19 protein-coding genes (1 of these 19 running past the window's edge) are annotated in these 26,434 nt (G+C 55.8%); 6 read left to right on the plus strand and 13 right to left on the minus strand.

Going from position 1 to position 26,434, the window contains the following annotated elements:
* Positions 1-8: 8 nt before the first annotated feature.
* The gene (locus K529_RS19710; RefSeq protein WP_005614878.1) at positions 9-3,869 is read right to left on the minus strand and encodes a PEP/pyruvate-binding domain-containing protein; all 3,861 of its coding nucleotides are present in this window, start codon (positions 3,867-3,869) and stop codon (positions 9-11) included.
* A 446-nt stretch (positions 3,870-4,315) separates the two neighbouring features.
* Here K529_RS19710 and K529_RS19715 point away from each other — a divergent pair, with 446 nt between their 5' ends.
* Positions 4,316-5,137, plus strand: coding sequence for a PhnD/SsuA/transferrin family substrate-binding protein (locus tag K529_RS19715; RefSeq protein ID WP_005614880.1), 822 nt, complete (start codon positions 4,316-4,318; stop codon positions 5,135-5,137).
* On the plus strand, positions 5,134-7,446 hold the full coding sequence (locus K529_RS19720) for a response regulator (RefSeq protein ID WP_005614881.1): 2,313 nt from the start codon (positions 5,134-5,136) through the stop codon (positions 7,444-7,446). The genes K529_RS19715 and K529_RS19720 overlap by 4 nt, the downstream gene beginning before the upstream one ends.
* Before the next feature lie 32 nt (positions 7,447-7,478).
* Here the strand turns inward: K529_RS19720 and K529_RS19725 are convergent, their stop codons facing one another.
* From K529_RS19725 to K529_RS23295, 3 genes are read right to left on the minus strand one after another with little or no spacing between them, the layout of a single operon-like run.
* On the minus strand, positions 7,479-8,288 hold the full coding sequence (locus K529_RS19725; RefSeq protein WP_005614882.1) for a metal ABC transporter permease: 810 nt from the start codon (positions 8,286-8,288) through the stop codon (positions 7,479-7,481).
* Positions 8,285-9,034, minus strand: coding sequence for a metal ABC transporter ATP-binding protein (locus K529_RS19730; protein ID WP_005614883.1), 750 nt, complete (start codon positions 9,032-9,034; stop codon positions 8,285-8,287). The genes K529_RS19725 and K529_RS19730 overlap by 4 nt, the downstream gene beginning before the upstream one ends.
* A 5-nt stretch (positions 9,035-9,039) precedes the next feature.
* A complete protein-coding gene (locus tag K529_RS23295; protein WP_080929634.1) occupies positions 9,040-9,510 on the minus strand; it encodes a transcriptional repressor in 471 nt (156 codons plus the stop codon).
* A gap of 104 nt (positions 9,511-9,614) precedes the next feature.
* On the opposite strand from K529_RS23295, the gene K529_RS19740 reads away from it, so the two are divergent.
* Positions 9,615-10,694 (plus strand): zinc ABC transporter substrate-binding protein, encoded by a 1,080-nt coding sequence (locus K529_RS19740; protein WP_040641737.1) that lies wholly within the window; start codon positions 9,615-9,617, stop codon positions 10,692-10,694.
* A 151-nt stretch (positions 10,695-10,845) separates the two neighbouring features.
* Here K529_RS19740 and K529_RS19745 read toward each other — a convergent pair whose 3' ends face one another.
* The 9 genes from K529_RS19745 to K529_RS19785 form a co-directional block, all read right to left on the minus strand.
* Positions 10,846-11,871, minus strand: coding sequence for a trans-3-hydroxy-L-proline dehydratase (locus K529_RS19745; RefSeq protein WP_005614887.1), 1,026 nt, complete (start codon positions 11,869-11,871; stop codon positions 10,846-10,848).
* A gap of 15 nt (positions 11,872-11,886) precedes the next feature.
* Complete coding sequence (locus tag K529_RS19750; protein ID WP_005614889.1) at positions 11,887-13,125, minus strand: NAD(P)/FAD-dependent oxidoreductase; 1,239 nt, start codon at positions 13,123-13,125, stop codon at positions 11,887-11,889.
* Positions 13,126-13,199: 74 nt separating this feature from the next.
* A complete protein-coding gene (locus K529_RS19755) occupies positions 13,200-14,126 on the minus strand; it encodes a 4-hydroxyproline epimerase (RefSeq protein WP_005614891.1) in 927 nt (308 codons plus the stop codon).
* Positions 14,117-15,076 (minus strand): dihydrodipicolinate synthase family protein, encoded by a 960-nt coding sequence (locus K529_RS19760; RefSeq protein ID WP_005614894.1) that lies wholly within the window; start codon positions 15,074-15,076, stop codon positions 14,117-14,119. The genes K529_RS19755 and K529_RS19760 overlap by 10 nt, the downstream gene beginning before the upstream one ends.
* Positions 15,077-15,368: 292 nt before the next feature.
* A complete protein-coding gene (locus K529_RS19765; RefSeq protein ID WP_005614898.1) occupies positions 15,369-16,658 on the minus strand; it encodes a TRAP transporter large permease in 1,290 nt (429 codons plus the stop codon).
* Positions 16,655-17,212: a TRAP transporter small permease gene (locus K529_RS19770; protein WP_005614901.1), complete on the minus strand. Its 558-nt coding sequence runs from the start codon at positions 17,210-17,212 to the stop codon at positions 16,655-16,657. The genes K529_RS19765 and K529_RS19770 overlap by 4 nt, the downstream gene beginning before the upstream one ends.
* A gap of 160 nt (positions 17,213-17,372) precedes the next feature.
* A complete protein-coding gene (gene dctP, locus K529_RS19775; RefSeq protein ID WP_005614904.1) occupies positions 17,373-18,371 on the minus strand; it encodes a TRAP transporter substrate-binding protein DctP in 999 nt (332 codons plus the stop codon).
* Between the two features lie 683 nt (positions 18,372-19,054).
* On the minus strand, positions 19,055-20,899 hold the full coding sequence (locus K529_RS19780) for a methyl-accepting chemotaxis protein (RefSeq protein WP_005614907.1): 1,845 nt from the start codon (positions 20,897-20,899) through the stop codon (positions 19,055-19,057).
* Between the two features lie 37 nt (positions 20,900-20,936).
* The gene (locus tag K529_RS19785; RefSeq protein ID WP_005614910.1) at positions 20,937-21,506 is read right to left on the minus strand and encodes a PDC sensor domain-containing protein; all 570 of its coding nucleotides are present in this window, start codon (positions 21,504-21,506) and stop codon (positions 20,937-20,939) included.
* Between the two features lie 336 nt (positions 21,507-21,842).
* On the opposite strand from K529_RS19785, the gene K529_RS19790 reads away from it, so the two are divergent.
* The 3 genes from K529_RS19790 to fdhF form a co-directional block, all read left to right on the plus strand.
* A complete protein-coding gene (locus K529_RS19790; RefSeq protein WP_005614912.1) occupies positions 21,843-22,730 on the plus strand; it encodes a LysR family transcriptional regulator in 888 nt (295 codons plus the stop codon).
* 113 nt (positions 22,731-22,843) lie between these two features.
* A complete protein-coding gene (locus K529_RS19795; protein ID WP_005614915.1) occupies positions 22,844-24,532 on the plus strand; it encodes an NAD(P)H-dependent oxidoreductase subunit E in 1,689 nt (562 codons plus the stop codon).
* A 3-nt stretch (positions 24,533-24,535) separates the two neighbouring features.
* Positions 24,536-26,434, plus strand: partial view of a formate dehydrogenase subunit alpha gene (fdhF, locus tag K529_RS19800; protein WP_005614918.1) — the 5' portion only. The gene runs 876 nt beyond the window's last position; 1,899 of the gene's 2,775 nt are visible here — the first part of the coding sequence; the start codon lies at positions 24,536-24,538; the stop codon falls past the right edge of the window.

The raw sequence follows: 26,434 nt of genomic DNA on the forward strand, positions 1-26,434 counted from the left end.
AGGGAGTCTTAGGCGCGTAGCGCCTGAGACTCGTTGTTTTGCGGCTCAATCTCGCCGCGATCCGTCACGGTGATGATGTCACCTTGCGCCAGCGCATCAAGGCCTTGGGCGCCTACGAGCATCAGGATGTGCTTTTCGCGGGCAACAATCGCCATATGGCTAAGCCAACCGCCGACGATGCTGACCATCGCTCCGGCTTGCTGGACTTGCGGAAGCCATGCGGGATTGACCATGTGGCATACGATGATGTCACCGGGTTCGAACCCTTCAAAGGCGTCGGGGCCATAGGCGGTCTCATCCGCCACCCGGAACACACGACCTGTTGCGCTGCCAGAACCGGCAACACAGATCCCACCCAAAGTACCATCTTCGAGCGTTTTCACAGCGCCTGACGACAGATGTTCGCAATCCAGCAAACTGAGCTGCACATTGGTGGGAGCGTGCTCGCGGCATAGCTCATCGTGACGCTGCCGTTCTTTAGCGCGTTCACGCAGGCGTTCAGGCTGTGCCCAGTCGCCGGTAAGTAGCTCTTCCATTGTGAGGTGGAACACCAACTGCCCTAGTCCATTTTGATCCGCAAACGCGCGCAAGGCCCGGCGCATCTCGTTCAGGACCCGCAGCGCCTCATGTTTGGCGCGCTCTTTCAGATCCTGAAATGCAATTGCCATTTCAAGGGTGTGCTTCAGGTCTTGAGGCACGCCTTGAGGCAACTGCGAAGGCTCCAAAGCCTCGTGAGAGGGGTCAAGCAGGGTGAACAATAGCCCCGGTGCCTCATGATAGCGCGGCGTTGACAGCTCATAGTCAAACATCGCCCGATGGCCCATCAACTCCAATGCGCGGGCCTGTGCGTCGTCTTCGCTGCCCTTGCATTGTGCAAGCAGACTTGCGGGCGAGTACTTTAGCTCTGCTTGCATGAGGTGGCTGCGCAATGCGGGATCACCCTGCGCAGCAGAGTTGGCTTCCTGCATTGCAAAGGCCGCGAGCAGGTTGATTTTCTCGGCTTCCACGTAAATGCCGGTGACAAAGTAGTCGCGTATCTGCGAGATTGTCTCCAGCAATTTGCGCTGCGGCAGAGCTTCAAAACGCACGGCCTGCCAATCTTCGACACGATCCTGCAGCTTGGGCAATACATCGCGCTCGAACGCCTCCAATGTGGGCTGCAATTGCTTGCGCAGACGATTTGCACGATTGCCCCGCAGGTCCATTGCGAGCTTCTTCTTCATGTTGGTGTCGACGTAGGTCTTACCAAACAACCGCACGAGATGCGCATCCGGCCCTTCGGGCAGCGTGTAGGGCAGGCCAAGGGCACGGCTTGCCAGATCAAGACTGCCGCCCGGTGCCCAGAGGTCGGTCATCAAGGAGAAAGAGAGCGGAGTGGGACGCGGAAGCACCTCACTCATTTCGTCTTGTTCCAGAATGATACCTTCGGGATCATCGCTCGTGTTGCGTAACGCAAACAAGCGACGCCATTCCACCGCTGCGGCCTGTTCTGACTCGCTGCCAACGGCAACTGTCGTGATGTCGCGCGATTGCAGGATGTAGAATTGCCCATCCGCCCAGGCCCACTCGATATCCTGAGCTTGATCAAACAGAGCCTCGATTGCTCGTCCCATTTGCAAAAGATGTGCGGGGTCAAAGGGCGGTGTCTCGGTATCGGGGGCCTGCGAGCCACTGACGCGGCCAAACCGGGCTGTTCCAGGGGTTTTGCGCCCGGATACAAGATCCTCACCACATCCCTCGACCCACTCCAGAAGCATCATGCCTGGTGCTTGAGGATCTTGGGTGAACAGCACGCCCGCAAAGGACGCATCAACCATTTCCTGCACGAGGATATTGGCCTGACCCGCGCTGGCGATCTGGTAGCTGTCGGCCCGATCAGAACTGAACGACGCGAGCACGGTCTCAATGGCCTCCGCGATATTGTGCTCTTTCACGTCGAGCACAGAGTCAAACACCCCGGCAAAGCTTTGTTCCGCGCCATCTTCGTTGCTGGCAGAGGAGCGCACTGCACATGGGTTCGGCCCAATGTTTTGCCAAATCGTGCTGGCCATTTGTGCGCGTTGGCGCGCATTGGCTGCACTATACCGGGTCAGAAAGCCATCCGTCAAAACCACGGCATTTGGAACGAGGAAACCTGCTTGGGCCATCTGCGAAAGGCGCAGAGCCTTGTTACCAGCCAAGGCGAGCTTGCCGGTATCTCCCAGTTTGTACACCCCATCGGGAAGGCGAGACAGCATGCGTAGTTTATGCCCGATCCGTCTGAATGTGCCGGAAACGAACAGATACTGCGCCAGCAGTCCGATAAGGCTCATACAGAGATAGAGGTTCCCGGCCGCTGAAAGTCCCATCGTGAGCACAAACAAAGCAGGCATACCGAGGCCAAGCCAAAGCACCGCACTACGACGGGATTTTGCAATCGCGAGGACAAGATAGAGCCCAGCCAACGCGCAGGTCAGTGCCGGGGCAATCCACAACGGATCAGGGGCACCTAAATCGGCAATCCAGAGAAAACCCTCCACGATCCCCGAAGAGGCGCGCTCCGCTGCTTGCAGGCCCAACATCATCAGAGGCAGAAACAACAACGCTGCCATGTTGCGCATCGGCGTAAGCCCATGCTTTGCATAAAAGCCGCGGATTGCGCGTGCTTTGCGCATAGGATCATGCGCGAGCGTGCTTTTCAGTTCGTTGAGTTCGGTTTTATGGTCGCGCAGTTTGATTTGATCCCGTTCGGATTTCAGCGCGATCGGGAGCACCATGATGCGCGAGATCAGTGCCATCACAAGCAGACTCAAGAGCAGATGAGATTTATTGTGGCCCCATATCAGCGCTTGGCTGATACCTTGTACTGCCTTATCCCATAGTCCGCTTTCCTGTTCCGCCATCCATGTCACCACATGGGGTTTCGGAGCGGGCGGAATGAAATACTCCCATGGAACGGTGTAGCGGCCCTCAAACGGGATGCCTGCTTGTGTCAGTTCCAAACCTAACACTTGCCCCATAAAGCAGCTGCGCCGGTCATAGCAGGCGGCGACAGTCGGCACCTTGCGCAGTTTTGCGATCCGGCTTTGCAGTTCTTGTGTCGTCAGTGCCCTGAGAGGGATGTTCACCGCACCCGGCAGGTGTCCTGCTTCAAAATCCTTGGGGTAGCGGGTGTCGACGATCTGAGCCGCGCCGCTCTCCATATAGGTTTTGAAGTCTGCCGTGCTCATCAAGCGGGACTTATTTTGGTACTCTGGGATTGCGCGCAGATCAGAGAGGCTTTGTACGCGGCTGTCGGAGAACGAGCGGCCTTCAACGATCCACTTTTCGATGCCCCCCGCGATGAAGCGACAATCAATACCGAGCTTTGCCAGTTCTGTGCAGGTTTCCGAACTTCTGTTGCCGTTATGGCAGAACAAGACAACCTTATCGCCCGGTGCAACCGGGGGCGCTTCACGAAAGTCTGGAAACCGAATGTGTTCAGCACCGGGAAGCGTGCCCATGGCGTTTTCAGCGCTTTCGCGAATGTCGAAGAACTTAACATCCCCCTCAGAAAGGAGCGCAGCGGCGTCCTCGGTGGTGATACCCTGAGCATGCGTCTTTTGCGCGGTGTAACTGGTCTCTTTCAACTCCGCGTCTTTGATTTTTGTGCCGTCAAACTGAGCCGGGCGCGTCAGAGTTGCCTGAAGGCGCTGTTGTTCCTGCGACTTATTTCGCTGCCACTGCCAGTGATTTACAAAGGCCAAAGCAACCGCAGTTAGGATCAATGCAGAGATCGTTTTGGTAGGGTATTTTCCACCACCTGAACGGGTTTTGAGGCCCAGACGAGACGCGATGATAGCGCCAAAACCTGAGATGGTCGCTACAACCACCGCAAGAATCTGTGACAAGGATGAGACCGATCCAAGGACCAGTTCAGGTGAGGGTATCGCATACGCAGCCGAAGACGTTGCGGATAAAAACGCCGTAATTATGAATAAACAAAAGCAAATTTTAACCGTCCGGGCGATACAAGGCGGTAAGTTTGGTGTAATCACGAGTTGTCCTTCTGAACGGAAAGGGAACCGTTTAGCGGTTTTGGGATGCGTCATAGAAACGTCGCAATCCTTTCCAGGTGGTTAATTTTTGCGTGCGACGAGTGATTACCGGTTAAATTTCAATAAGTTTTCGGCTTATCTATGGCATAGAGTTGGTTGGAAACGGGCGCTCCGGGGGTGACACTCGGTCGAAAGCGATGAGATTGGAGAGTTTCATGCCTACGGCATACTCGTTTGGAAGACGTTCACAGACTGAGTCGCCTATACGTTGCGATCTTGTGCAACTGTTCGCCACCGCTATGGTTGCGTTGATCCTGTGGCTCGCGCCCGCATCAACCGTTCGCGCAGAGATTGAGCTTGTGTTTGGCACCTACGCCGCTGACAAGCCCTCTGCTACTGTGCGCAAGTATCGCCCCTTCCTGACGTTTCTGGAAAATCGGATGGAGGCCAGTCTGGGCGAGGAAGTGACGATCGGTCTTAAGATCTCCAAAGACTACGAGTCCAGCATTGATGATCTTGTCAGCGGACGTGTCGATTTCGCGCGCTTTGGTCCGGCATCCTACGTCCATGCAACAGATCGCAATCCGGGCATATCGATTATCGCGATGGAATCCAAAAAGGGCAGTAAGCGCTTTAAGGGTGTGATTGCGGTGCACAAAGACAGCGATATCGAAAGTGTCGAGGACCTCGCTGGCCTTTCATTTGCCTTTGGCGATGAGCTGTCGACCATTGGGCGCTACCTGTCCCAAGCCTATCTGTTGGACGCCGGTATCTCCGCCAACGAGTTGCACGGATACGAATATCTTGGGCGTCATGATCTGGTTGGCGAGGCGGTTGGGGCCGGTAAGTTCAGCGCTGGTGCTTTGAAAGAAAGCACGTTCAAAGAGCTGGTGGCTAAAGGAGTTCCCATCAGGGCGTTGGTGTCGTTTGACAACGTAACCAAGCCTTGGCTCGCGCGGGCTGATCTGGATGAGAGAGTTCTGGACGCGATGAAATCAGTCATGCTGGCTTCTCAGAACGAAGAAATGGTGAAACGCGTCGCCAAAAACGGATTTCTAGCGGGTAGCGATGATGATTATGATTTTGTCCGGCGCGCAATGAAACGGAGCAGCGACTTTTGAAAGCGCCACTGCGCACACTCCTACAAAGCAAAGGGATCTTGTCCCAGATCGTCGTGTCGATGTCGCTCGCGGCGCTTCTTGTCGTTGTCGCGGTGGGAGGTGTTGCGCGGCGCTATGAGGTCGAGCGGGTCAGCGAGCAATTGAGTGAGCAGGCCAATTTGACGGTCTCGCTCCTGAGTGGCCTCATGCTTGAAGCGATTATCGTCGAGGACGTCCCGGTGCTGGAAACCGGCCTGGTTGAGGCGATCACACGCTACCCTAAGATTCTGTCGATCCATATCGAGAATGGCGAAGGGGAAGTGATCGCGGAGGCTGCCAATAGTTCGGCAGACGAGGCTGAGGGCTATGTGATGTATCGCCGCCCGGTCGAATTCGAAGGCTTCGTCTTTGGCACAATGGTCGTTCAATGGTCGACCGAAGAAGGGCGTGAAATCGTTCTCGATAAAGTGCGCCAGACGATCACTTGGACGGTTCTGGCGGTGATCGCAATGTCGCTGCTGATGCTCTATTTGGTGTACCGGTTGGCGCTCAATCCGCTGCAGATCGTTCATGCGCGGATGTCGAATGCAGTAGCCGGAGCAAAGACGGCTCATTCTGCGCTTCCGTGGTATTCAAGCCGAGAGTTTCAGGCGTTGAATGTTTCGGTTGGCGTGCTGGAAGATAGCTTTGCCGAACGTGATGAGCGCGAGCAGGCATTGGAGCGCGCACGTGAACAAGCCGAAATCGCGAGCCGGGCCAAGTCTGAGTTCCTCGCAAATATGAGCCATGAAATTCGCACCCCTATGAATGGTGTGATCGGCATGGCGGAGGTTTTGCGAGAAACCAAGCTTACACCAGATCAGGAAATGTGCACTGATACGATCGTCAAATCGGGCAACGCTCTTTTGACTATCATCAACGATATCCTCAATTTTTCGAAAATTGAGGCGGGCAAGCTGGAGTTGACGCAGGCGACCTTCAACCTGCGTACTGTGGTTGAAGATGTGGTTATGCTTTTGGCTCCAAAAGCGGCCGAAAAGTGGGTCCAACTCACGCTACGGTATGACCCGGACCTTGTGGAGTTTTATGACGGTGATGCGGGTCGTATTCGACAAATCATCACCAATGTGGTGGGCAACGCGGTCAAATTTACCTCGCAAGGATCGGTACATATCGATGTGACCGGGACGTTGCGCGGCACAGAAATGGACCTGCGAATTTCTGTGGTGGATACAGGAATTGGTATTCCGGCAGAGAAATTAGACCGGATTTTCCACGCCTTTGAGCAGGTGGACGGAGCTGCAACTCGCAGCTTTGAAGGGACAGGGCTCGGGCTTGCGATCTCGACCCGCCTTCTTCAACTGATGAAGGGCCGCATTCATGTGACCTCTAGCGAGGGCAAGGGGTCTGTCTTTACGATCGACATCACATTGCCAACGAGCGACCGCGCCCCTGTTGCGTTCTTGCCAGAGCAACCTGTTGCCGGGCTGCATGCCCTGATTGTAGATGATCTCGAACTCAACAGGCGCATTCTGGGTGAAAGGCTGCGTTCATGGGGCCTGCGTGTTACAGAAGCCGCCTCGGCGATGGAAACCATGCTGCATCTGGACGAGATGCGGGACGCGACGGACACCTGCGATCTGCTTTTCCTCGACTTCAACATGCCTGACTACGATGGCTATGAATTGGCCTTGCGCATTCGAGGCTTGCCGAATGCGGCGCGGGTTCCGATTATCGTGATTTCTTCTGTTGATCCGGCGTTGTCACAATCCATGTTGGCCGATATCGGATCTTGCCATCAGGTACTGAAACCCGTGCGTGCTGATCAGCTGCGCGTGGTCATCAGTCAGGCTCTGGGTGGTGAGGCAAGCGGAAATAGCCTTGATAGATCTGATGCCGCAAGTCCAAAGCTCGGTAAGCGCATCAAACTTCTGATGGCGGAAGACAATCGCACCAATCAGGTGGTCGTCACCCGCATGCTCAAGAGTGAAAACGTGGACATCACGATCGCGGCCAATGGGCAGGAAGCGGTTGAAATGTACCTCAGAGACGAGCCTGACCTAATCCTCATGGACATGATGATGCCAGTCATGGACGGGCTTGAGGCGACTGAAGAAATCAGACGGCTTGAAAACGAAGGCGATCAACCGCACGTCCCGATCATTGCACTGACGGCCAATGCGCTGCAAAGTCACGAAGAAGCATGCTTGGAGGTTGGTATGGATGATTTCCTCAGTAAACCGATCCGAAAGCAAGCTCTGCTTGATACACTACACAAATGGTATGATGTCCGAGCGGATGCTGCACCTGCACGGCAGGTTGAGGCCTAAGCGAAGGTGCTCCCTACGCGAGCGTGACAAAATTATGGACGTCGCAAGCCGCGTGCGATCACGGCAACCACGCTAGCTGCTGCAAACAGCGCCGTTCCCGTGCTGACAATCGTTGGTCCTGTGGGAGTGTCTGCGCTAAAGGACATATACATCCCGCCAATCACAGAGCCGCAACCGATCAAAACCGCTAAAAACGCCATGCGTTCGGGCGTGGTTGAGAATATTCGCGCGGTTGCGGCGGGGATCAGTAGCATCGCGGCAATCAATAACACTCCGACGACTTTGATCGCGACAGCAACGACCACAGCGAGGGCGAGCGTCAGAACAAGTTGCTCACGTTGTGGGTTGATGCCCGATGCTTGCGCAAGTTCCGGGTTGAGTGTCGCGGTCAACAGCGAGGACCAGCGCCACCACATCAGCGAAATAACCAATAACGCACCCGACCAGACGACGGCCAGATCACCGCGGGACACCGCCAGAATGTCCCCAAAAAGATAGGCCATGAGGTCGACGCGTACGCCTTGCAAAAAGGAAACGGCAACCAAGCCGAAGGCCAACGCGCTATGAGCCAGCACACCAAGCAAGGTATCCATCGCGTATCCACGCCCGCTCAGCGTGGAAATGGTGCTGGCCATCAACAACGCCGTGACAAGCACCCCGCTGAAAATGGACACATCAAAAGTGAGTGCCAGCGCCACGCCCAAGATCGAGGCATGCGCCGTGGCATCGCCAAAATAGGCCATGCGTCGCCAGACTACGAAACAACCCAATGGGGCGGCAGCGAAAGCGACGCCGATGCCAGCGAGGGCGGCTCGGATCATAAAATCATCCAAGAAGGTCATGCGTGTTCATGTCCTTTTTCAACATGATCGTGGTCGCAATCATGGCTGTGATCGTGCTCATGCCGGTACAACGCGAGGGCGCCGAGCGTGCCCGTGCCAAACAGAGCCTGATATTCTGGTGCACTCGCGACTTGTGCTGGTTCCCCCTCACAGCAGACATGCCCGTTCAGGCAGATCACGCGATCAGAGGCCGCCATGACGACGTGAAGCTCGTGGCTCACCATCAGGACCGCACAGCCAAACTGCTGACGAACTGTCTCGATCTTCTGATAAAACGCGGCGGATCCTGGCTGATCCAGCCCCTGCGTTGCTTCGTCCAAGATCAACAGGTCCGGTTTGGACAGCAGCGCACGCGCAAGCAGCACGCGCTGCATTTGCCCGCCCGACAGACCTGTCATTTGCCTTTTCCTCAGACCAGAAGCACCTGCATCTAAAAGCGCCGTCTCTGCTTCGTCTGGGCTGATGCGGACGGGCAGGCTCAGGAAACGCTCGACCGTAAGCGGCAATGTCGGATCAATATGAAGTTTTTGGGGAACGTACCCGATCCGCAGATTTTCCGCGCGCTCAAGTGTACCCGCGCTCAACGGGATGGCACGAATAATCGCGCGCAAAAGCGTGGATTTCCCTGACCCGTTGGGGCCTAGGATCGTGACGATTTCGCCTTTGTCGATGTGGAAGTCGACATTCTCCAGTGCAGGCGCTCCGCTGTGGCGGATGGTGGCCTGCCGCAGCGTGACGAGACGCATCTCAGCTACCCTTGGCACTTGGGGCACAGGCCCTCTGCTTCGATGACGGCGCGTTCAATAACGAACCCGGCGGCGCGTGCTACATCTCCCAATTGGCCATGCATGGGTTCACGCTGCGCTTCTGCAACGCTGTCGCACGATCTGCAAATCATAAACACCGGAGTATGAGTTTCGCCGGGGTGCATGCAGGCAATAAAGGCGTTCAACCGTTCGATTTTATGTACGAAGCCGTGTTTCACCAAAAAATCGAGCGCGCGATAGGCGACTGGCGGTTGCGAACCAAGGCCTTCGTCTCGCAGGAAATCCAAAATCTCATAGGCTCCCAAAGCGCGATGCTGCTGGAGAAGGATTTCCAAGACACGCCGGCGTACCAGGGTGAGCTGCAAACGATTGGTTTTGCAGAAGTCCTCGACAGTCTGGAGCCCGCCGGAAATGCAGCGGTTATGATCGTGAGAGGTAAAGCCGACGCTGTCCATGGGGCCTCCTTCGAGGGCGGTCAATTGGGGATTGATATGTTACAACATGCGGTTTATCAAGCGGCAAAGACGTTATGATATAACACAGCACTGGAGCCTGAATCGTGCCCAAATCAGTATTGTCCGCTCTCTTTCTAAGCGTGTCCGCTCTGCCTGTTCTTGCGGAGACACCGCGAGTGGTCGCGGATATCGCACCAGTACAAGGTTTGGTAGCCCGTGTAATGGCTGGCGTTGGAGAGCCTGACCTTCTGGTTCCTCCGGGGGCTTCACCGCATGGGCATAGCCTCAAGCCTTCTGATGCGCGCGCTTTGTCATCGGCCGATGCGGTGTTCTGGGTCGGAGATGCTTTGTCGCCCTGGTTGGAAGGGTCGTTAGAAGAACTGGCGTCTGATGCGCATGTTGTGTCTCTGCTTGAGGCGCCGGGGACTTTGCAGTTGGAATTCCGCAATGGAGCGGTCTTTGCGGCAGACGGTCATGACGATCATGGGCATGATGACCACAGTCACGATGGTCACGATCACGCCGATCATGACGAACACGCGCATGACCATGGTGATCACGACGCGCATGGCCACGACCATAGCGATCACGACGACCATGGCCATGATCACGCCGGTCATGACCATAGCCATGGGGGGCATGATCATGGGGATCACGGTCATTCGCACGAAGGTGTCGATCCACATGCATGGCTTGCGCCCCAGAACGGTAAGCAGTGGTTGGCACTGATCGCCGAGGAACTTTCAGAGATTGATCCCGCCAACGCAGAAATTTACCAGAGCAATGCGCTTGCCGGGCAGGCTGAAATCGACGCAGTTGTCGAACAAGTGAAGGCAGACCTAAGCCAAACAAAAGGTGAGTTTGTCGTCTTCCATGACGCCTATCAGTATTTCGAACACAGCTTTGGTGTGTCCACGTTGGGGGCGATTTCGCTCGCGGATGCATCAGACCCCAGCGTTGCGCGCATTGCGGAAATTCGGGATGCAATCGCGGAGGCGAATGTATCCTGCGTGTTCTCCGAGCCGCAATTCAATCCCGGTCTCGTCGCGACCGTTGCGGAAGGGCGCGATGTCAAATCGGTTGTGATTGATCCCCTCGGTACTGAAATTGCACCGGGTGCATCGTTTTACACGGATCTATTGACCGACATCGGGGCGGGTTTTGTCGAGTGCTTGTCGCGCTGATCGAATTGCCCATTGATTGTGTTTTGCTGGCACCGCGTGTTCGTGGTGCCAGCAGCGGTTCTACACAGTTCGATGAAAACCAGTGTTATCAACGCCTCATAGGGCATGCATTGATTGAGCTGTGACAGAGGTTGCAAGGTTTCCTCAATGGTCATGCGCCCCATGTGTCGGAGAGACGGTAACCGCCCGGCCATGGGTCTTCTGGATCGAGCATATGTTGATGAACCCCTGTCACCCAACCTCTACCACTGATTTCCGGGACAATGGCTGGCCGATCCCCAACCTCGGTATTGTCCAGAATGCGACCGGAAAACCGTGATCCGATGATCGACACCGCATCAAATGTCTGGCCGATCTGCAATTGTCCACGCGCGGCCATCAATGCCATGCGTGCCGAGACGGCAGTGCCCGTTGGTGAGCGATCCACTTTACCTGGCTGAATTGCCACTGCGGATTTTCCGGTCAAGCCCGTGTTTGTTGGCGTAAGTGGCCCACAAAAGGCACAAAACGAGATGTGATCCCACTCGGGATTTTCGGGATGGCAAAAGCCCAGTTGTGCGTTTGCGGCGTCAGTGATGCGCACGCCAAGGCGGGCAATATCCTTAGCCTCGGATTCAACGATCTCGAACCCCAACGCCTGAGCATCAACCACCACAAAACTGTCGCCGCCATAGGCGGTGTCGACGGTAATGGTGCCGAGACCTTCGACCTCAAGCGGGACTTGCAGCTTATCTGCAAAGCTCGGCAGGTTTTGCACAAAAATCCGCTGCGCTTTGCCATTGCTGCATTCGGCACGAACTTTGACCAGCCCACCCGGCGCTTCGAGCACCATGTGGGTTTCCGGCTCCTGCATAGGAACAAGCCCGCTGTCCAGCAGAACCGTAGAAACGCAGATGGAGTTCGAGCCAGACATGGGCGGGGTATCTTCCGGCTCCATGATGATCCAAGCGGCGATGGCATCGGGATGTTTGGGAGGAACGAGCAGGTTCACATGGCGAAACACACCACCGCGGGGCTCGTTCAGCACAAAGTTGCGTAAGGTCTCATCCTTTGCGATGAAATTTCGCTGCTCCCACAGTGTTTCACCCGGAGGCGGAAGCACTCCGCCGACGATCACATCACCGACTTCGCCCTCGGCATGGGCTGAAATCACATGAATGGTCTTAGTGCTGCGCATAGATAGCTCCCTCAGTCAAAAACGGTCAGCCCGATAGGGTGATAGCGAAATCGCGTCCTTGGTGCCCGCGATCATATCCCGCACGATTTCGGCAGTCGCGGCAGATTGCGTCAGTCCAAGGTGCCCATGACCAAAGGCGTAAATCACATTGTCTGTCCTGGGAGATGAGCCAATGACGGGGAGCGTGTCCGGGATAGATGGGCGGTACCCCATCCATTGGGTGCCACCTGAGGTATCCAGTCCTGGCAAGAACCGACTGGCTTTGTCCAACAGAACTTCTGCGCGCTTGTAGTTGGGTGGTAACTTCAATCCACCCAGCTCTACCGCACCGCCGACACGCACGCCGCCGTTGATGCGGCTGACGACAAAACCATGCGCGCCAAATGTCAGATGGGTGCGGACATCGAATGCGCCTGCGGGCAGAGTGGTGTTGTAGCCGCGTTCAGTTTCCAGCGGGATGCGATCACCCAATGTTCGGGCAAGGTGATGCGACCATGCACCTGCCGCCAATACCACTTTGTCTGCGGTGATGGTGCCTCCCGCGTGGGTAAGTTCCACTTGGGATGTAGTTGAAGAGATAGATTTTATGTCGCACTGCTGGATTTCGCCGCCAGCGGCCTGAAAGCTTTGCGCCAGATGCTGCGTCCAGGCTTTGGGGTCGGTGGTATTGATCCAGTCAGGGGTGAATCCTGCATGCGTAAACCGACGGTCAAGGCCGGGTTGGATCTCGGCAATCTCTTCTGGAGTTCGCAATAAAGCATATTTAATGCCGTAGCGGCCGCGCAGCTCCCATCCGGGAAGGCTGTCGCGGAATTGCGCTTCACCTTCATAGAGTTGCAATTGCCCATCGCGCTGAATGAGATGTTCGCCATCCGTCGATGCGATTTGCCGTTCGAGAGCGGCTTTGGACAGATCCATAAGCGCGCTTTGAGCGGCGACTGAGGCATCATGGCGGTCTCGCCAGCTTGCACGCCAAAACCGCAACATCCACGGCGCGATCTGCAACGCATACCGCGGCGGGATCGAAAGTGGCCCCAGCGGGTCGAGCAGCCATTTCGGGGCCTTGCGCATGATACCGGGCGCGGCCAAAGGCATCACATCAGTAAAGGCAAAGGCGCCCGCATTGCCCTGCGAGGTTTCGGCAGCAACCCCGGTGCGATCAAGCACCCGAACCTTGTGTCCATGCCGGATCAGCTCAGCTGCGATGCTGATCCCCACGACACCTGCACCAATGACAACGATATCCTGCGGCATGGTAATGCGCCTTTTAAGTCGGTGAAGTGATTGAGGGACGGTGAGAACGGCCCCTCAGTTCTGATGAAGCCTGGTCATGTGATCCCGGCTCTGAACGGATCGTTTGATGCAAAAAGCAATGTTGCCTCAGCCATCACGTAAGCCTGTCCCTTGATTTTGGGGATGACCCCGCCGGACGGGCCGTTCTGGTACGACAGCGTGTAAGAACTGCCGATCACGCTCTCCAGCACGATTTCTTCACTCTCTGCCAGCTGCCCGGCTGCCGCCAGGCAGGAGATAAAACCAGAGCTGCCTGTGCCGCAGGGAGAGCGGTCGTATTCATTGTCAGGGCAGAGGATGAAATTGCGTCGCAACGTCGCTGTGTTGGGGCTCGCACCACTCAGGATAACATGATCTACGGGCTGGCCAGCGGGGCCACTTATCGCGTTGCGATGGCAGGCTTCTCTGATCGCAATCGACAGGTTTGTCAGTGCAGGGATGTTGCCAGTGGTGACCTCCATTGGCGCATCTGCGATGAAAAACCAATTGCCACCATAGGCCATATCGCCAGTGACTGTTCCATGGTCGGGCACCTCAATGCTGACAGCGTGATGAATGCGGCGGCTTTCGATGTTGGTGACCGACACTGTATTGGCGTCATGTAATTCGACCGTGACCACACCTGCGGGAGTTTCGATCTTGTGGATACCTACTTTGATACGGCCCATCTGAGCGAGCGTCACCGCCAAGCCAATCGTGCCGTGCCCGCACATGCCCAAGACGGCATCCGCATCAAAATAGATCACACCGGTCACGCATTCGGGATCCACCGGCTCTACCAGTAGGGCCGCGACCATTCCCGGTTGCCCGCGCGGTTCCAGCAGGACGGAGTTGCAAAACTCCAAGTGGTTTTTGGACAAGGCTTCAGCGCGTTCACCAAGCGGTCCCGATCCAAGATCGGGACCGCCATCAAGAATAACCCGCGTGGGCATTCCGCCGGTATGGCTGTCGATTACATGCATTCGGCGATAATCCCGCCCTGTTTGGACCAATCGGCAAACCAAGCCCGGAACAGGTTGTATTGCTGCTCGCAGTAGTTTCTCTGTGCGTCGGTGAGCGCGTCGGTCTCGATGAAATGAAGACGATATTCGTCTTCGCCGTTCAGAACCAAAAGGTACTTGTAGTAAAGAACCAGATCTGTGCCTTCGTCAAAGCTTGCCAGAACGCCAAAAGCTTCTTCCAGTTCACGTGCACGCAAACGCGCCTCAGCGTGGCCTTCCGCAGCCTTTTGCGCCAGTGCGGCAAGCAGCAGTGCTTCTTTGGGCAGGGCGGTGCCGATACCGGTGATAGATCCGGTGGCACCGCAATTTACGAAGCCATGATAAACCTCGGTGTCAACGCCGACCATCAATGTGACCTGATCGTCCTGGCTCGTGATGTGCTCCGCCGCGTAACGTAAATCGTCCTTGCCGCCGAATTCTTTGAACCCGATCAGGTTCGGGTGTTCTGCGCGCAAAGCAAAGAAAAGTTCCGCACGTGTGGCGAACCCGTAGACCGGGCTGTTGTAAATGATTGCGGGCACATCAGGGGCGGCGGACAGGATCGCCTTGAAATGGTGTTTTTGTGCCGCTGCGGACGTGCCGCGCGACAATACTCGGGGGATCACCATCAAGCCTGCAGCGCCAACTTTCTGGGCGTGTGCAGCCAGCGAAACGGCGGATTTTGAGTTGATCGCGCCAGTACCCACCACGGTCGGCACGCCAGCGTCGATCAGGCGTTCGACGCCGGTCATGCGATCTTGGTCGCTGAGCAGTGGCCAGTCGCCCATGGAGCCGCAATAGACCACCGCGGACATGCCTGCCTCGATCATTTCTTTGCCCTTCTTCACCAGAGCATCAAAATCCGGAGTGCGATCCGCCTTACAGGGGGTCATCAGTGCGGGCATGGTGCCCGAGAAAATATTCTGAGACATGAGTTCTCCTATTTGCTGAGGCGGACCGGAAGCCCAGCCAACCGTATTGAGAATCTGGCCTGAGCCACAGCAAGTGCCTGAATTCTCGATAATCTCTCGTAGGTCTCGACGTAGGTCTTAGACCCTACATCAAAGGCTTATCGCATTATGTATCCAAAATCCAATCCGTTTTAACGCCACCACCAGAATTTTTCCCATGTGACGTTCATTGCACCATTGGTGCCCCGCAACTTAAAAGCCAACGCGCTGCGCCGGCTTTTAATCAGAGCAGGTCTGTCGCTCCGGAGCGCGATCAGCCGAGTAGCAGTTCCGGTAGCCACAAGGCGACTGACGGAACAAAGGTTGTCAGCATGAGGGTCGGAAGCCACGCAAAGATAATGAAAATCAGCGTTGGCCAGAGCATCTTTGCCACCGGGGTCTCTGACACTTGTGCCCCAAGATAGAGCAGAGGTGCAGTGGGTGGTGTGATGTTCGCCATGCCGAGATTTACACCGATGACCGCAGCAAAGTGGATCGGGTCCATCCCGACACTCTGCGCGATAGGCAACAAAATGGGCGTCGACAGGAGCAAACCGGAGATATCATCCATGAGCATGCCGATCAGGATCATCACGACATTGATCATCAGGAGGATAACGATGGGATTGTCAGAAACGGAGTAGACCATTTGCTGGGCGATTTGCGGTGCGCCTTGAGCGATCAGATTGTCCGAGACGATCAGCACCATGAAGATCATGATCATCACCACGCCAATCGTGATGCCTGATTTTTGGAATGTCTCCATCAGGCCTCTCCAGGTGAGACCGCGATAGAAATAGATCGCGACCGGGATCGCATAAACAACGGCAATGCCTGCGGCTTCGGTCGGGGTCATGATGCCACCATAGATGCCGCCAAGGATAATGATTGGCATCATCAAGGCAGGCCCTGCGACTCGCCCTTGCGCTTTCAGGGCAGGGAAGAACGGGGAAGGGCGCTCTGACAGTTTGATTTCATCATGTTTCCGCAACATGAAATGGTTGGTGATAATCAACAGCGTGATCAGGATGAATGCAGGGATCACCGTAGACAAAAAGCACTTCAGGACGTGCTGTTGCGCCACCCAACCATAAAGGATGTGGTTCGCGCTTGGCGGAATCAGAAGGCCCAGCGGGCTTGCTGCGACCAGCAGTGCGGCTGATTTGCCTTCCGGGTAGTTCGCTTTTCTCAGGTGTGGCAGCATGATGCCACCAATGCATGTTAGCGTTGAATTTGCGCTGCCCGCGATTGAGCCGAATACACCACAAGCCAATACTGCGGCGGCACTCAGACCTCCCTTGAGGTGACCGACAAACATCTCCGCAATGGCAACAAGTGGGGCTGCGATGCGGCCGCGCTCCATCACGCCGCCTGCGATCATAAACAAGGGGATGGCAAGCAAGACCAATGAGCGCAAACCCGTCGCCCCGGTCGGGAGATAACCAGTGATGGATTGATCTCCAAATACGGCGATGAACATCAATACTGCGCCAAAAGCGACAAAAACGCTGACGCCCAGTAGTAGCATGACACAAACGATGACGAGACTTCCGATGATGATCATGATGCCACATCCTTTTTGAGGTCAGATTTAAGTGGCAGGCCAAGCCCCTTGCGAATGTGCACATAGAGATAGGCGGCGGAGAACATTGCCATAAATCCAAAAGCGATCATGATCGCTATTCGCCAAGAGACGAAAGGAATGCGAAGAGCAGGGGTCGCTCGCAGGCGCGGAAAAGAGAAATCATCAGCAAGCGATACGTAGCAGGCGTAGACGACGAAAACCGTAACCATGAGTTCGATCATCAGGACTGCAAAGCCGCGCCACCAGATCAGGCGCGGGTTCTTTATCACAACTTCCAGAATATCGGCGTTGATGTGCAGTTTGCGTTCTGAGGCCAGCACAGCCCCTGCAAAAAAACCTACGATACTGATTGCGAGCAGCCATTCTTCGTAGGCAAAAAGATCGCCGCCAAATCCGTATCGGACGACGACGACCGCCCCGAAGGTCAAGGCCATCATTGCCCCAGAAAATACCACGAGGAACTTCATGAGGAACATTGCCCAGTTCATCGGTGCCCCGATGAAACGCGGCAACTCATCTGTGATGCGCGCCATCTCCCCCCCTTTTTATTATTGCTTTGAGTCTCTTGTGCGCTGAAGCCTGATGCAAAATTGGGGCTCTTGCAGCCCGCTTTGGTGCCTCATCCTGACAGAAAACTCTATGTCATTAGATGCCGACAGGGGCTGCAATTGATGCCGCCCCTGCCGTGTCGGATTATTGAACAGCGGCCAAGACTTGATCAATTACGTCTTTGCCAACAGCGCTTTCCATAGTGGGCCAGATCGTTGCGCGCACATACTCTGCCATCGCTTTTTGATCTTCATCGTTGAGCTTCAGAATAGTGTAGCCACTATCGATGAGTTTTTGACCGAAAACGGCATCATTTTCGCGGTTATATGCGAAGAAATCTGCCGAGGCTTTGGTCATCGCGGCTTGTATAACTTCACGCTGCTCGTCGTTCAGTTTCGCCAGGGTGCGCTCTGAACCGTAGTAAAATGTCTGCTCCAGCAGAGAGTTATACTCGATGAAGTGTGTGCCGACATCCGACTTTGCGAAGATCGAATAAGTCGCCGTTTTGGTGCAGCAGATCGCGCCGTCAACAATGCCAGACTGAAGCGCGGGAAAGATGTCACCCCAAGCCATGGTAGTGGCACGATACCCCAGTGCCTCAACTGTGGATTTCACCGCGTTCGAAGACCAAACACGAATGTTCATGCCTTTGTCTTCAAAATTGTTCCAGTTGTCCGGCTCTTTGGAGGCAACGATGCCGACAAAGCCTTCGGGGTTCGCCGCCATCACGCGGATACCATATTCATCAGTGATATCCTGCAAAATGCGGTTGTAGTCCGAATCCATATCTCTCAGCACGCGTTCCATGTCGTCGTAGCTGCTGACGAGGAATGGCATGTTGAGGAATTCAAGCCGCGGGTCGGTGTCCGAGTAGATGAAGGCAGATGCAAAATCGATATTGCCGCGTGCCACGTCTTCGAACAGGGCTTCGCCGGACCCCAATTGGCTGGCGGGAAAGACAGTCATGTCGAGGCCAACATTGGCTGCGTTCACGTCGGCTGCCACCTGTTCCATCATTTTTGTACCCTGATGGTCGATGGGAAACACGCCTGCAAAGCGCAGTTTGATGTCACCGGCGAAAGCCGGCGCCGCAAACTGAAGGGCTAGCGAGCCGACGGCCACTGCTTTCAAAAACACGTTCATTCCTGAGTTCTCCATGTTGTGAGATCTTTGATTTTTCATTGTGTGTGCTGGGGTTCTCGCCGTGCCGTTCATCTTTTTGCACAAGGCATCACGCCATCTGCAGCGGGGTGCCGCGCAACGGAGCCGTTGCCTCAGATGGGTGCATTTTGTCGGGCTGGCTGTCCTCTCCAACGCATCTGCATTTGTTATACTTATAAAGTATCCAAAATCCAATAAATCTGAAAGAGGTAGTCAAATTTCCTTAGATGCCTGATTTTAATGATATTTTTTTAGTTATGAGCTTTGTGTCGGAAGGTGGCGATGTCCATTGATCGTCGTCTGAAGCAGCTATTAGCCTCGAGAGCTCGTTGGTTGATGTCTTCTGCCTCGGAGGCGTTACGCTCTTTACGCTGGAATTTTATCGCACAGTTGCAGTGGGTTGAGCCTCTAGGGATAAGCGAGAGAAAGAGAGCAGCGGCTTGTCTGATTCTACCCAACAACACGGCATGAGCCTCAACGGATCGCGCGCGCTTTCACGCACCCAAGGATAGACGCGTAAGCATGTGGCGCACGCTAAGTAACCATGTAGCGCACGCTAAACAGGCTTGTTGTGATCGAAATGAATAAAGCGGCCGCGCTTATGACTGGCGGCCGCTTTGAAACTAGTGTTGTTTCTGCATCCTTTAGAGCAAGTGTGAGCAGGATCAGAAATCCTCCCAGCCCACTGCTGCCTTCAATGGAGTGTCAGTCTCTACTCTTGGCGCGTGTGCGGGCGAGTTTAACGGCTCTGATGTGGATTGCATGGCAAGATCTGCGACCGTTTCGGCCTGCGGCTCAGGTGTAACCTGATGTTGCGCACTATTTGTTTTGAAGACAGCAACAACACGCGCGAGTTGGGCAGCATCGTTGCGAAGCACCTGGCTGGCGGCTGTCGTTTCTTCGACCATAGCGGCGTTGTGTTGCGTTACTTGGTCGAGCTGCGACACGCCAGTGTTGATCTCATTCAACGTGGTCGATTGTTCTTCTGCGCCGGTGGCGATGCCACTGACATGACCTGAAATAGTCCCCACACGGCTGACGATCTTATCCAGTTCCTCGCCCGTGCGACCGACCAGGCGAACACCTTCGCCTACCTGCTCGGTGCTTTCGACGATCAGATGTTTGATCTCTTGTGCCGCGTCAGAAGAGCGTTGTGCGAGCGCGCGCACCTCGGAGGCGACGACCGCAAAACCGCGTCCTGCTTCCCCTGCACGGGCGGCTTCAACGCCAGCGTTCAGCGCGAGCAGGTTTGTTTGGAAGGCGATGTCATCGATAACTGTCAAAATTTTCGAGATCTTGACGGACGAAGCCTCGATGTTGGACATGGCTTCGACGGCGTCGGTCACGACTTTGCTGCTTTGCTCGGCCGTGGCGCGGGTTTCGTCCATAATACCTTCGACTTCACGTGCCCCTTCGGCTGCCGAACGTACGCTGCTGTTCAGCTGTTCCATCGCGGCCGCGGTCTCTTCCAATGTGGCGGCTTGGCTCTCCGTGCGCTGGGAGAGATCAGAGGATGAGACACTGATTTCCTCGGCGCTTGAGCGGATGCGTTCAGAGCTTTCGATCACGGAATCGATGATGCTGACCATTGTCGCGCGAGTGGAGTTAAAGTTGCTCCGCAGGGTTTCGTATTCTTCCGCGAACGGATCATTGATGGCATGAGTCAGATCGCCATCGGACATGCGCTTTAGCGCATTGTTCAAGGCGTCGACGACGTGTTTTTGGTGAGCTTGCGCGGTTTCGCGCTCTTGCTCCATAGCTTTTGCTGATGCGAGCTGATGTTTCAGATCTTCGACATTGCGAGCGATCCGTCCCACCTCGTCTGCGCGCGAAAGGTACTGACCCGGCTGAGTGTAGTTCCCCTCAGCGATGCTGACAATACTAGACCCAAGGTCGTTCAGAGGGCCGCTCACCACTCGGCGCAAAATCAAAGAGGAGAGGAATATCATCAGCAGAAACAGCCCCGCACCAACGCCATAGGCCATGAGTTGGTGATTAAAGGCATCTGCCTTCGCTGTTTCACTGGACCAAAGCATGGCCACAGCACCCACCGGAACACCTTTTGAGGTTGTGGCCGGTGCTGCAAAGAACTCGCCATCAGCGCTGGCTTGCGCTGTGTTGGTTTCGATCGCAGCGAGGGCCAATGCAGAAAGCTCCGCAATCTCGCCCTCACCGGCTGTTCCCGTTGATGCTACCACTGCGCCGTCCGTTTTGATCGCGATGCCATGCAAGGAGCGGCCTTCAGACATCTCCATGACGGTCGACAGATCAGCCAAGAGTTTTTCCTGATCACCAAAACGGATTGCCCCGCCGCTGCGAGAGGCAACCGAATAGGTCACGTTCTCTCCCAGCGTGTACACGCCTTCTTGAACGGTTTGATCGATGATCAATTTGTTTGCGACGGTGATAAACGTCGCAGTCACAAGCGTTGCGACGGTCAGCAGGAGGCTGAGTTTTGCAAAGATTGACCATCCTTTGATGGCGGAGCGTGTGGATTCGGTGGTCGCCATTGGTGTTACCCGTTCAGTTGCCAGGTGATTTTGAGTGTTACAGAAGGCTTTCTGCATCAACTCCAACTGTGAGCGCACCGATGGGCGCACCTGTGTCCGGATCCACAATGGTCACCGAAATCTGACCCTGATAGCGTTGAGTGGACTCATCAAGCTCCACCTCACTGATGTGAACGCTTCCAGCACCCTTGCCGTAAGTATCTTGGAATTTCGCTTCATCGCCCTGCCACATGTCAGAAGTCACTGCAGAAGCGGCGACGTTCAGCCCATGTTCGTCCATGATGAAAACCTCAGTCATAGCGCCCATTGAAGCCTCAATCCGCGCACGCAGCGCGTCTGAGACCGGGTTGTTTAGTACAGGTGCGATGGGGGCATTGGAGGGCGAGCCGACCGAGGCGCGCCATGCCTGATCCATTTCGTCGATTTGAGTTTGGCTGAGACCGGCGTGTGCCTCATTTTGCGCTTTGATGGCTGCGACGATTTCAGGGGCGTTGGCCCAGTCGCTGATTTCATCGTCCATATAGGCTTGCAAGGCCGGGGTGAATTCATCTGCTGCAAAAGCCGGAGCAGCCATGAGCAAGGCCGCAAGAGTGGTTGCGAGACGCACGATTTAACTCCTTCATGCCGGGGGCATCCGTGAAGATTATGTTCTCTTGGGTTAGCGCAGAGAGTTTACCAGCCGATTAACCCGCATATTTGGCGTTATTTGTCCGTTTGTTGCCGTGTGGCGGGCAGAAATAAACCAGACAGAAGGATATGCTGTCTCAATAAAGAATATCCGGATCAATACCTTATGTAGCCGATCCTCCTATGGTCAGGCATTGAGGATGGCGCGGCAAGTCTCGTCTCAGTAATGTGTCATTGTGACTGGGCGAGGCACCACGGGGATTTTGCGATGCGCAAAATCAGCATGTGAGGCATCGAATGAGATCAGTAGGCGTTGATGATTGAGCTGAAAGACTTGCAGTTGTTGACGGCACTGGCGCGTCATCAGCATTTTGCCAAAGCGGCTGAGGCCTGCAATATGTCTCAGCCTGCGTTCTCCATGCGTATTCGTGGCCTTGAAGACAAGCTGGGCCTGTCCATCGTGCGACGTGGTAACCGTTTTCAAGGTCTCACCGCCGAAGGTCAGATGATCGTGGAGCGGGCGCGGAGCATTCTGGATGACGCAAAAGCGCTCAATCAGGAGATTGCCGCGGCACGAGGCGAAGTCACCGGGACATTGATTGTCGGTGTGGTTCCGACGGCGACCTCCTACGCGGCCCAACTTATTGATCGTATGCATCAGGCGCATCCCCGTGTGCTGGTTCGGCTTGAGGTCACAACATCGCTCAACATTCAGCAGCGGCTGTATGATGGCACGCTGGATGTCGGCGTGACCTATAGTGATAGCGTGGGGCGCGATGATATGAGCGTTCAACATCTCTACGATGAAGCATATGTGCTGTTCGCTTCTGAACAGCTACTAGAAGGACATGGTCCTGATATATCATGGCAGGCGGCGGCACAGTTGCCGCTCAGTTTGCTGGAACCACAGATGCAAAACCGGCGCATTTTGGATCGCATTTTCTCAGACCTGAGCTTGCGGCCAGAAATCGTTTCAGAGGCAAGCGGCTTTATGGCTTCTATCGTAATGGCGCGAGCAGGATCGGTTGCCACCATCTTACCACGAGCCCTGATTGAAGCTCTGGGCCCCCTCACGGGCACCAAGGCGCTAAAGCTAATCGAGCCCGAGCCGTCTTGGCCAATATGTTTAGCCTCGATTGAGCGGCAACCTGAGCTGACCACCATTCGGGCGCTAAAGGGTGTGATTGCTGCAACTGCGCCATAAATCGCTGCGAATGCATCATAAAGAATGCTGATTGCGCCTTCGGGCATTCGAATTTGACCATAGAAGGTGAGGGTGGGATCTCGGTGTTCAGGCACCTGAACTGGGAGACACCCATGGCACCTCTAGATAACACCTCCGGAGTCTGGAAATCCGGGCGCGGCAAGGGGCGCAAAACCCCAAAGGGTCGTCAGCTTGATGATCAGGCTCATTCCGAGATCCTTGACCTGCTGGGTGAACGCCCTCGGGATCGCGACCTTCTCATAGAATTCCTGCACTTAGTTCAGGACAAGTTTGGTCATATTTCCACAGCGCACATCCGCGCGCTTGCGGAAGAGATGCGCACCGGACAGGCCGAGATCTATGAGGTTGCCAGTTTTTATGCCCATTTCGATGTCGTCAAAGAAGGTGAGACCCCACCGCCCGCGTTGACGATCCGGGTTTGCGATTCGTTGTCCTGCGAACTGGCGGGTGCCGAGCAGCTGAAAAAAGCGCTGGAAGAGGGCGTGAACCCGGCAAAGGTGCGTGTTTTGCGTGCCCCCTGCATGGGGCGCTGCGATACAGCCCCGGTGCTGGAAATCGGCCACAACCACATCGACAACGCGACAGTTGAAAAAGTTGAGGCCGCAATTACTGCCGATGACACGCATGTGCATGTGCCGCCCTATGAGACCTACCGAGAATACGCGATTGCCGGAGGTTACGAGGTTCTGAAGAACCTGCGCGCGCATGGCGATTGGGAAGCTGTGCAAGAAACGGTGCTCTCTGCGGGTCTGCGTGGACTTGGTGGGGCAGGTTTCCCGTCAGGTAAGAAGTGGGGCTTCGTGCGCGCCAATGAAGGGCCGCGTTACCTTGCCGTCAATGGTGATGAGGGTGAACCGGGTACATTTAAGGATCGCTATTACCTTGAACGCACTCCGCATCTGTTTCTCGAAGGCATGCTGATCGCCGCGTGGGCGGTCGAGGCAGAAAAAGCGTTCATTTATATGCGGGACGAATATCCGGCGGTCCTGGAGATCTTGCGTCGTGAGATCCGTGCGCTGGAGGAAGCCGGGATCGTCGAGGCGGGCTACATTGATCTGCGGCGCGGGGCAGGGGCCTACATCTGCGGTGAAGAATCCGCGATGATCGAGTCCATCGAAGGCAAACGTGGCGAACCCAGACATCGCCCACCGTTTGTCGCGCAGGTCGGGATCTTTGGTCGCCCGACCCTCGTACATAATGTCGAGACCCTATATTGGATCGCCAAAATCAACCGCGAGGGACCAGAGTGCCTGAACACGGTTGAAAAGAACGGTCGCAAGGGGCTGCGTTCTTATTCCGTGTCTGGTCGGGTGAAAAATCCGGGCGTGCACCTGCTGCCAGCGGGGTCCACCATCCTCGATGTGATCGAAGCGGCGGGTGGCATGCTGAATGGCCATTCGTTCAAGGCCTATCAGCCCGGTGGCCCGTCGTCGGGCCTGTTGCCTGCACATATGAATGACATCCCGCTCGACTTTGACACGTTGCAGCCACATGGCTCGTTCATTGGGTCGGCTGCCGTGGTGGTGCTGTCGGATCAGGATTCCGCGCGCGACGCGGCGCTGAACATGCTGCGCTTTTTTGAAGATGAAAGCTGCGGCCAGTGCACGCCATGTCGTGTCGGCTGCGAAAAGGCGGTGAAGCTGATGCAGGCGGAGAAATGGGATCAGTCCCTGTTGGAAGAGTTGAGCCAGACCATGGTGGACGCGTCCATCTGCGGTCTTGGTCAAGCCGCGCCGAACCCGATCCGCCTGACCATGAAACACTTCCCCGAGGAGGTCTGAGCCATGTCAAAGCAAGTTACTTTTACGCTGGATGGCGAACAGGTCACGGCCGAGGCTGGCCTGACTATCTGGGAAGTCGCCAATGGCCGCGGCCTCAAGATCCCACATCTGTGCCACAAACCGCAACCGGGCTATCGCCCCGACGGCAACTGCCGCGCCTGTATGGTGGAGATCGAAGGCGAGCGGACCCTCGCGGCCTCCTGTATTCGCGAACCCGCCGAAGGGATGGTCGTCACCACCAACAACGCTCGCGCGACCAATGCGCGTAAGATGGTGATGGAACTCCTTGTGGCAGATCAGCCCGCGCAGGATATCGCGCACGATAAGTCCTCGCATATGTGGGATATGGCGGAGTTGAACGGGGTTTCGGAGTCGCGGTTTCCCAAGTTGGAAGAGGGGTACATCCCGCTTCTGGATGACAGCCACGTCGCGATGAGCGTGAACCTGGATGCCTGTATTTCCTGCGGCCTCTGCGTCCGGGCCTGCCGTGAAGTGCAGGTGAACGATGTGATCGGGATGGCCGGTCGCGGTCACAATGCCTATCCGACCTTTGATATTGCCGATCCGATGGGGGCGTCTTCCTGTGTGGCCTGCGGCGAATGTGTGCAGGCTTGCCCGACGGGTGCGCTCATGCCCGCCACCGTAGTGGATGAGGCTCAGGTCGGTGACAGTGCGGATTTCGACTCTGAGACTGAGAGCGTCTGCCCCTTCTGTGGCGTTGGATGCAAGGTGTCGCTCAAGGTCAAGGACGGCAAGGTCAAATATGTCGAGGGCATCAACGGCCCCGCCAACGAAGGCCGCCTCTGTGTGAAGGGCCGGTTTGGCTTTGACTATATCCACCACCCGCACCGTTTGACCAAGCCGCTGATCCGCCGTGACGATGCACCCGCCAAGGGGCTGAACGTCGATCCCGGCAACCTGATGACCCACTTCCGCGAAGCCACTTGGGACGAGGCAATGGACCTTGCGGCCAAGGGGCTGATGCGCTTGCGGGATGACGATCCTAAATCCGTTGCAGGGTTTGGCTCGGCTAAATGCACCAACGAAGAGGCCTATCTTTTCCAGAAATTCATCCGCCAGGGCTTCAAGCACAACAACGTCGATCACTGTACGCGCCTGTGCCACGCGTCGTCTGTTGCGGCGCTGATTGAGAACGTGGGCTCCGGTGCGGTGACTGCGACCTTTAATGAGATCGAGAATGCGGATGTGGCGATCATCATCGGGGCCAACCCGATTGAAAACCACCCGGTTGCGGCGACCTACTTTAAGCAATTCACCAAACGCGGCGGCAAGCTCATCGTGATGGATCCGCGCGGCGTCGGCATGCGTCGCTATGCGGACGAGATGCTGCAATTCCGCCCCGGCGCCGATGTGTCGATGCTGAACGCGATCATGAATGTGATCGTCGAAGAAGAACTCTACGACAGCCAGTATATCCACCGCTGGACCGAGAACTGGGAGGCAGAGAAAGAACACCTGCGCCAGTTCACCCCGGAAAAAATGTCGGAAATCTGCGGTATCGATCCTGAGCAGCTGCGCCGCGTTGCGCGTACCTTTGCGAGCGCGCAAGCGGGGATGATCTTTTGGGGCATGGGCGTCAGCCAGCACATCCATGGCACCGATAACTCCCGCTGCCTGATCTCGCTTGCGCTGATGACTGGAAATGTTGGCAAATCCGGCGCGGGTCTGCATCCGCTGCGGGGGCAGAACAATGTGCAAGGTGCGTCCGATGCGGGTCTCATCCCGATGTTCTTGCCTGACTATCAGACTGTCACCTCGGATGACGTGCGTCGTAGCTTTACCGATGTGTGGGGCGGTGGCGACTTCTCAAACGAGAAGGGCCTCACGGTGACCGAGATCGTCGATCAGGTCTACGCGGGCAACATCAAGGGCATGTACATT

The sequence above is a fragment of the Tritonibacter mobilis F1926 genome (assembly GCF_000376545.2).
Taxonomy (GTDB): Bacteria; Pseudomonadota; Alphaproteobacteria; order Rhodobacterales; family Rhodobacteraceae; genus Epibacterium; species Epibacterium mobile.